Origin of the sequence: Streptomyces guryensis (assembly GCF_021261325.1) — a bacterium.
GTDB lineage: Bacteria > Actinomycetota > Actinomycetes > Streptomycetales > Streptomycetaceae > Streptomyces > Streptomyces guryensis.
Window position 1 is genome coordinate 116177 of record NZ_JAJSBI010000028.1, and the last position, 7928, is coordinate 124104.

The following is a 7928-nucleotide window of genomic DNA, read 5'->3' on the forward strand; positions in this document are numbered from 1 at the left end:
CGGCCGTCGCCACGGGTTCCGCCCCGGCACCCCCTGTCTTTCCCCAGGCGTCGCAGCTGTCACGGCCGGGGCCGGGTCACTGTCAGTGGCGGGCCGTAAGGTCTGGAGCATGGAGACGAGCACGGAGGGCGCGGCGGAGGCCCCCAGCAGCGATACGGTGCGGGCGGAGGCGCCCGGCACCGGTCCGGCGTCGGCGGATGTGCCGGTGACGGTGGAACCGGCGGCAGCGGCGCCGGCGGTCGACGCGGGCGGCACGACCGAGCGCGTCGCCATAGCGCCCGCCACTCTGTCGCCCTCGCGGGCCAGTGATTTCATGCAGTGCCCGCTGCTCTACCGGTTCCGTGTCATCGACCGGCTGCCCGAGAAGCCGAGCGAGGCGGCGACCCGGGGCACGCTGGTGCATGCGGTGCTGGAGCGGCTTTTCGACGCGCCGGCCGCGGAGCGGACCGCGCCGCGCGCCAAGTCCCTGATCCCCGGGCAGTGGGACCGGTTGCGGGAGACCCGGCCGGAAGTGGTGGAGCTGTTCGAGGACGATCCGGAGGGCGAGCGGCTGGCGCGCTGGCTGGGCGAGGCGGAACAGCTGGTCGAGCGCTGGTTCACGCTGGAGGATCCGACCCGGCTGGAGCCGGCCGAGCGGGAGCTGTTCGTACAGGCCGAGCTGGACTCGGGGCTGATGCTGCGCGGGATCATCGACCGGGTGGACGTGGCGCCCACCGGCGAGGTGCGGATCGTCGACTACAAGACGGGCAAGGCGCCGCGTCCGGAGTACGCCGAGGGCGCGCTGTTCCAGATGAAGTTCTACGCCCTGGTGGTGTGGCGTCTGAAGAACGTGGTGCCGAGGCGGCTGCAGCTCGTGTATCTCGGCAGCGGGGACGTGTTGACCTACGACCCCGTGCTTGCCGACCTGGAGCGTGTCGAGCGCAAGCTGCTCGCACTCTGGGAGGCGATCCGGCAGGCCACGGAGTCGGGCGACTGGCGCCCGCGCCCCACCAAGCTGTGCGGCTGGTGCGACCACCAGGAGCACTGCCCGGAATTCGGTGGTACTCCGCCGCCGTATCCGCTGCCGGTCAGAGCGGGCGGGTAACCCCGAGGGTCGCCCGAAGGGTGGGGACCGGCGGGGCGGCGGGGCGGCCCGTCCGGCAGCGTGGGCGGGCCGCGACGAGGGCTCCTCAGCGCGTCGCGGCGCCGACCGCTCGGCCTCGCCCTCGCCGTGCGCGTCGGTCTGCTCGGCCGCGCCGATCGAGGCGGCCGTGTGCGTGGGGCGCCGCCGTGCAGCGGAGTTTGTTCGCCGGCTCGGAGGGCGGCCGAGTCCTCGGACGTCTCGCAGGGCAGAATGGGGCCGGACTAGCGAAGGAGACTTACGTGGCCATCCGCGTCCTACTGGTCGACGACCAGCCGCTGCTGCGTACCGGCTTCCGGATGATCCTGGAGGCCGAGCAGGACATCGCGGTCGTCGGCGAGGCCGGAGACGGCCTCCAGGCTCTCGACCAGGTGCGGGCGCTGCAGCCCGACGTGGTCCTGATGGACATCCGTATGCCTCGTATGGACGGGGTGGAGGCGACTCGGCAGATCACCGGGCCCGGACGGGACGGTCCGGCGAAGGTGCTGGTGCTGACCACCTTCGACCTCGACGAGTATGTGGTGGAGGCCTTGCGGGCCGGTGCCAGCGGCTTCCTGCTGAAGGACGCGCCGGCCAACGAGCTGGTGCAGGCGATCCGGGTGGTGGCCGGCGGTGAGGCCATGCTGGCGCCGAGCATCACCCGGCGGCTGCTCGACAAGTACGCCACCCATCTGCCCTCCGGGGACGAGCCCGTGCCGGACACGCTGCACACGCTCACCGAGCGCGAGGTGGAGGTGCTGAAGCTGGTGGCGCGCGGGCTGTCCAACGCCGAGATCGCCGCCGATCTGTTCGTCAGCGAGACCACCGTCAAGACGCACGTGGGCCATGTGCTGACGAAGTTGGGGCTGCGCGACCGGGTGCAGGCCGCGGTGTACGCGTACGAGAGCGGGCTGGTGCGTCCCGGCGCGCAGTAGCGGGCTGTGCAGAGCACGGGGCGCTGCTTCCTCCGGAAGAGGAAGCAGCGCCCCGTGCCGCATCAAGGTGCCGATATGTACCGCTCAGTCCTTGCTGAGTTCCCAGAAGCGGAAGACCGTCGAGGCGTCGAGGCAGTACTCGAGGCCGTAGACGTTCTCGCGGGTGACCGCGTACTGCTTGGCCTGCCAGACCGGGAGGACGGGCAGTTGGTCGGCGACGATGTCCTGCAGCCTGCCGTAGTCGTTGTCGGTCGCGGCGCGGTCGCTCTCGGCGGCGGTGCGCGGGATGAGGGTGCCGGTGATCGTGCTGTTGCTGTAGTTGTTGCTCAGCACGTTGCCCCGGCCGAAGAAGGGGGCCGTGAAGTTGTCGGCGTCCGGGTAGTCGGGCACCCAGCCCTTCACGTACACGCCGTACCTGCCCTTGGCGATGTCCTTCTCGTACTGGCCGAAGGCGACCGACTTCACGTCGGCGTCGAACAGTCCGCTGGCGTTGAGCTGCTTGGCGATCGCCTTGAGCTCCTGGTCGGTTGCCGGGCCGTAGCGCGAGGGGGTGGACCAGAGGGTCAGCTTGACCTTGCCGGTGATGCCCTCGTTCTTCAGGGCGGCGGCGGCCTTGGCTGGTGAGGGGCTGGCGCCGTACGTGTCGAAGAAGGCCGTGTTGTGGCCGGCGATGCCCGCCGGGATGATCGAGTAGAGCGGGGTGGCCGTGTCCTGGTAGACGTCCTTGATGAGGGCGTCGCGGTCGAGCAGGTAGGCGATGGCCTTGCGCACGCCGAGCTTTCCGGCGACGGGGTCCTTCATGTTGAAGACCAGGTGCTGGACCTCGGCGCTGCTGCCCTCGACCACCTCGGCCTTGGAGTTGTTGTCGGCGTTCTGGATGTCGGCGATGTCGCCCGCGCTGAGGCCCCGGTAGGCGATGTCGATCTTGTTGTCGAGCAGCGCCTTCTTCAGGGCGGACGGGTCGCCGTGGAAGAACTTCAGCGTGAGGCCGGAGTTCTTCACCTTCGCGTTGCCCTTGTACTTGTCGTTGACCGAGAAGACGGCCTTGTCGTCGCCGAACGAGTCCAGCGTGTACGGGCCGGAGCCGACCGCTTTGCCGTCCTTGCGCAGCCCGGTCGCGTCGTACTGGGTGTGGTCGACGATGGAGCCGGCACCGGAGGCGATCTTGCTCGGGAAGGTGGCGTCGGGCACCTTCAGCCGGAAGACGACGGTTTTGGCGTCCGGCGCCTCGACCTTGTCCAGCATGGGGAACATGATGGCCGGACCGGCGGCATCATTGATCTTGAGCATGCGGTCGAAGGAGAACTTGACGTCCTCGGAGGTGAGCGGGTCACCGTTGCTGAACTTGAGGCCGTCCTTGAGCGTGCACCGGTAGACCTTGGTGGTCGCGTCGGTGAAGACGCACGACTTGGCCGCCTCGGGCTCTGGCTCCGTGCCTCCGTCGGGGAAGCTGAGCAGCGACTGGAAGACGTTGTTGAACAACAGCCAGGAACCCGGGTCATAACCGGAGGCCGGGTCGGTGGCCAGGACGTCGTCCGACATTCCCATGACGATGGACGAGCCGGTCCCCCCGGAGTCCGATCCGCTCGTTCCGCAGCCGGTCAAAAGGCCGGAGGCCAGCCCCGCCACTACGGGCAGGACTGGCCACTGGTTACGCATGTTCACTGCTTGTGCCTTCTCGTCGGGTTCGGGACCCCGGGGCCACACTCCCCGGGCCCCGGGCACAAGAGAGATCAGCCGCTCACGCCACGGCCGAGCTCCCAGAGCTGAAGAGTCGAGGAGGAGTTGAGCGCGTACGCGGTCCCCGTGACGTCGCCGCGGGCTGCGACGTACTGCTTGCCCTGCCACAGCGGCAGGATCGGCACGTCGTCGGCGACGATGTCCTGGATCGCGGTCAGGTTGGAGGAGGCCGCGATGCGGTCGGCCTCACGGCGGGACGCCGGGATCAGCGTGTTGATGATCTTGCTGTTGCGGTAGGGCAACTTGAGGAAGTTGTCCGTGTCGAGGAAGGGCGCGAGGTAGTTGTCGGCGTCCGGGAAGTCCGGGAACCAGCCCATGCCCCAGACGTCGTACTTGCCCTTGCGTTCGGCCGGGACGAAGGTCGTCCAGGGGGAGCCCTGGATGTCGACGTTGAACAGCCCGCTGTCGTTGAGCTGCTTCTGAAGGACCTCGAACTCCTTCTTGGTGCCCGAGCCGTAGTGGTCGGTCGTGTAGTGCAGCGTCAGCTTGACCGGCGTGGTGATGTTGGCAGCGGTCAGCAGGGCCTTGGCCTTGGCGGTGCTCGGGTCGCCGTACTTGTTGAAGAACGAGTTGGAGTGGCCGGTGATGCTCGCCGGGACCAGCGAGTAGAGCGGCTCGGCCTGGGTGCCGTACACCTTGGCGACGATCTCACCGCGGTTGATCAGCTGCGCCATCGCCTGGCGGACGGCCTTGTTCTTCACGGTCGGCGCGTTGGTGTTGAAGGCGAGGTAGCGGATCTCCAGACCCGACATCTCGACCAGATCCTCGTTGGTGTCCGTGGCGGCGGACAGCTTCTGGATCTGCTCCGGCGCCATGGTGCGGGTCATCACGTCGATGTCGCCCTTGTCGAGGGCCTTGCCCATCGCGTCGGCGTCCGCGTAGGAGATCATGTCGACCTTGGAGTTGTTCACCTTCAGCGTCCCCTTGTAGTTGGGGTTCTTGGTGAACGTGGCCTTGACGATCTCGTCGTTCTTGACGTCGGCCGAGAGGGTGTACGGACCGGAACCGTCGACGTCGAAGCCGTCGCGCAGCTTGTTCTTCTCGTAGTCGGCGGGGTTGACGATGCCCGCGACCGGAGTCGACAGCTTGTACGGGAAGGTGGCGTCCGCGGTCTTCAGGTGGAAGATGACCTCGTTGGCGCCCTGTGTCTCGACGGTGTCGATGGTGTTCAGCAGGGCGGAGACGCCGGAGTCGGCCTTGATGGCGCGGGCTCGGTCGATGGAGTACTTCACATCGGCCGCGGTGATCTTGTCTCCGTTGGAGAACTTCAGGCCGTCGCGCAGCGTGCAGGCGTAGCGTTCGTTGCCCGAGTCGGTGAAGCCGCAGCTCTGCGCGGCCTCGGGCACGGGGTCGCCCTCGCCCTTCGGCTGGATCATGAGGGTCTGCACGGTCTGGCGCAGGATGTTCCAGGTGCCGACGTCGTACGCGTACGCCGGATCGAGCGGCGCCGGTGCGTCCTTCGTGGCGGTGAACCGGTCCGTGGTGCCGACGGCGATCCCGTCCCCACCACTGCCGCTGCTGTCGGAGCCCCCACAGGCGGCGAGCACGGGTGCGAGCAGGCCGACCACGGCCGGCAGCACCAAAGTCTTGCGGTTCATGCTCGTGTTTCTCCAGAGCTGTTCAGGTCCGTGTATCCGGCATGCAGGGGTGTCGCGGCGGATCACGGGGGTAGAGGCGATGGTTCTCGCAACGAGATTAGTCCGCACCAGCACGGCGGTTCGCAGGCACCGGAGTTGAGCCGCCATCACGCAGCGAAACCGGCTGCGGACAGACCGAAAACCCGACAGGGGAAGGATTCGTGCAGCGTTCCATCAATCGGGACACAAGGGCACGTCCTCGCCCCCCGAAAAGGGGCGAAGAGCACAGCCTCCAGGACCTGTCGAGGGCCGCTTGAGTGGGGAACCTCACATTCCCAAGGGCGGGGATCCCTCCCGGAATTCAGCCATCCACCGTGCTTCGAATTCCATCGCACACCAGCCCCGGGAATTCATGTCCTATCGGCGCTGCACGCTCGGTGAACGGTCAGCGCATTTCCGTCATCGAGTGGCGATCAGGCGGCGATCAGAGCGTGATCAATCCGCGCAGAAATGCCAGGTCGACGTCTTCCAGGGAGGTGACGACGGTACGCCGCGCTGCGGGGGCGATGGAGGCGACGGACGGCACCACGACCACATGGCACCCCGCGGCCTCGGCCGACGCGACTCCGGTCGCGGTGTCCTCGACGACGGCGCATCTGGCCGGATCCACGCCGAGTCCCGCGGCGGCGGTGAGGTAAGGGTCGGGGTGCGGCTTGGTGCGCGGCACCTCGTCGCCGGCCACCGACAGGGCGAAGTGCTGGGGGCCGAGCGAGGTGAGCACGCGGTCGATGATGCGCCGGTGGGAGGCAGAGACCAGGGCGGTGGGGATCTCGTACTCGGAGAGCTCGGCGAGCAGCCTGGCGGCGCCCGGCATCAGCGGCAGGGCGCGATCGATGCGGTCCTCGAAGCCCTGGTTGAGCAGCACCGTGAGTTCGGCGAGGGTGATGTCGGCGCCGGTGGCCTCGATCAGGAACCCCGCGCTGCGGGTCATGGGGCCGCCGACCACGACATGGCGCCAGGTGTCGTCGAGGGTGTGACCGAGGCCGGCGAAGATCTCGACCTCGACGTCCCACCAGAACCCCTCGGTGTCCACGAGGGTTCCGTCCATGTCGAGGAGCACGGCCTGAAGGGCTGAGCCTTCGGCCGTACGGGTTCCGAGCGCGGGGACCGTACTGGTCATCCTGGCGCACCTCCTTGAGGGGCGAGCAGGCCGGTTCCCGCGCGGGGAACCGGCCTGCAGTGGACCGACCAGTGTACGTCTGTCGCGGCGGAAGCGCCTCGTTTATCCGGCGTGGTCCGGGGCACACCGTGAATACCGCCGGGGGCCGCGCTGACGTGCGCCGATGTGCCCTCGCAGGGCTTCTCCAAGTGTCCTCTCAGCGCGCGTTGAAGTACTTCGCCTCGGGGTGGTGGATCACGATCGCGTCGGTGGACTGCTCCGGGTGCAGCTGGAACTCCTCGGAGAGGTGGACGCCGATGCGCTCCGGCTGGAGCAGGTCGGCGATCTTGGCGCGGTCCTCCAGGTCGGGGCAGGCACCGTAGCCCAGGGAGAAGCGGGCGCCCCGGTACTTCAGGGCGAACATGTCCTCCATCTGGCTGGGGTCCTCTCCGGCGAAGCCCAGCTCGGACCGGACGCGCGCATGCCAGTACTCGGCGAGCGCCTCGGCCAACTGGACGGACAGACCGTGCAGTTCGAGGTAGTCACGGTAGGCGTTGGCCTCGAACATGCGGGCCGTCTCCTCGCCGATCCGCGAGCCGACGGTGACGACCTGCAGGCCGACGACGTCGGTCTCCCCCGCCTCCTCCGGCCGGAAGAAGTCCGCGAGGCACAGCCGACGGCCGCGGCGCTGGCGCGGGAAGGTGAAGCGGGTGCGCTCGTTGCCCTGATCGTCCAGGATGATCAGGTCGTCGTCCTTGGAGACGCACGGGAAGTAGCCGTAGACCACGGCCGCTTCCAGCAGGTTGTCGGTCTGGAGCCGGTCCAGCAGGCCGCGAAGCCGGGGGCGGCCGTCGGTCTCGACGAGCTCCTCGTACGTCGGTCCCTCACCGGTACGGGCCTGCTTCAGGCCCCACTGGCCCTTGAACAGCGCGCCCTCGTCCAGCCAGCTCGCGTACTCCTTGAGCTGGATGCCCTTGATGACGCGGGTGCCCCAGAACGGCGGGGTGGGGATCGGGTTGTCGACGGCGACGTCCGAGCGGACGTGGCCCTCCTCCGGGCGCTCCTCCACCTCGACGGGGGCCGCCGCCCTGACCCGGCGCTGCTTGAGCTCCGGCAGTGTCGCGCCGGGCACACCGCGCTTGACGCCGATCAGCGCGTCCATCAGGCGCAGGCCCTCGAACGCGTCGCGGGCGTAGCGGACCTCGCCCTGGTAGATCTCGTGCAGGTCCTGCTCCACGTAGGCGCGGGTGAGGGCGGCGCCGCCCAGGATGACCGGGAAGTCGGCCGCGAGGCCTCGCTGGTTGAGCTCCTCCAGGTTCTCCTTCATGATCACGGTGGACTTGACCAGGAGCCCGGACATGCCGATGACGTCGGCGCGGTGCTCGGCGGCGGCCTCCAGGATCGCGGAGACCGGCTGC

6 protein-coding genes are annotated in these 7928 nt (G+C 68.5%); 2 read left to right on the forward strand and 4 right to left on the reverse strand.

Features of this window, described 5'->3' with window-relative positions:
• The first annotated feature begins 109 nt into the window (after positions 1-109).
• The gene (locus LJ657_RS38735; RefSeq protein ID WP_232654297.1) at positions 110-1084 is read left to right on the forward strand and encodes a RecB family exonuclease; all 975 of its coding nucleotides are present in this window, start codon (positions 110-112) and stop codon (positions 1082-1084) included.
• Between the two features lie 278 nt (positions 1085-1362).
• Positions 1363-2034, forward strand: coding sequence for a response regulator (locus tag LJ657_RS38740; RefSeq protein ID WP_099927643.1), 672 nt, complete (start codon positions 1363-1365; stop codon positions 2032-2034).
• Positions 2035-2118: 84 nt separating this feature from the next.
• Here LJ657_RS38740 and LJ657_RS38745 read toward each other — a convergent pair whose 3' ends face one another.
• The 4 genes from LJ657_RS38745 to LJ657_RS38760 all read right to left on the reverse strand — a co-directional run.
• Positions 2119-3699 (reverse strand): ABC transporter substrate-binding protein, encoded by a 1581-nt coding sequence (locus LJ657_RS38745; RefSeq protein WP_232654299.1) that lies wholly within the window; start codon positions 3697-3699, stop codon positions 2119-2121.
• A 68-nt stretch (positions 3700-3767) separates the two neighbouring features.
• Positions 3768-5372: an ABC transporter substrate-binding protein gene (locus tag LJ657_RS38750; protein ID WP_232654301.1), complete on the reverse strand. Its 1605-nt coding sequence runs from the start codon at positions 5370-5372 to the stop codon at positions 3768-3770.
• Between the two features lie 463 nt (positions 5373-5835).
• A complete protein-coding gene (locus tag LJ657_RS38755; protein WP_232654304.1) occupies positions 5836-6531 on the reverse strand; it encodes an HAD family hydrolase in 696 nt (231 codons plus the stop codon).
• A 196-nt stretch (positions 6532-6727) separates the two neighbouring features.
• On the reverse strand, positions 6728-7928 hold a 1201-nt coding region (locus LJ657_RS38760), incomplete at its 5' end, for a vitamin B12 dependent-methionine synthase activation domain-containing protein (RefSeq protein WP_308117117.1).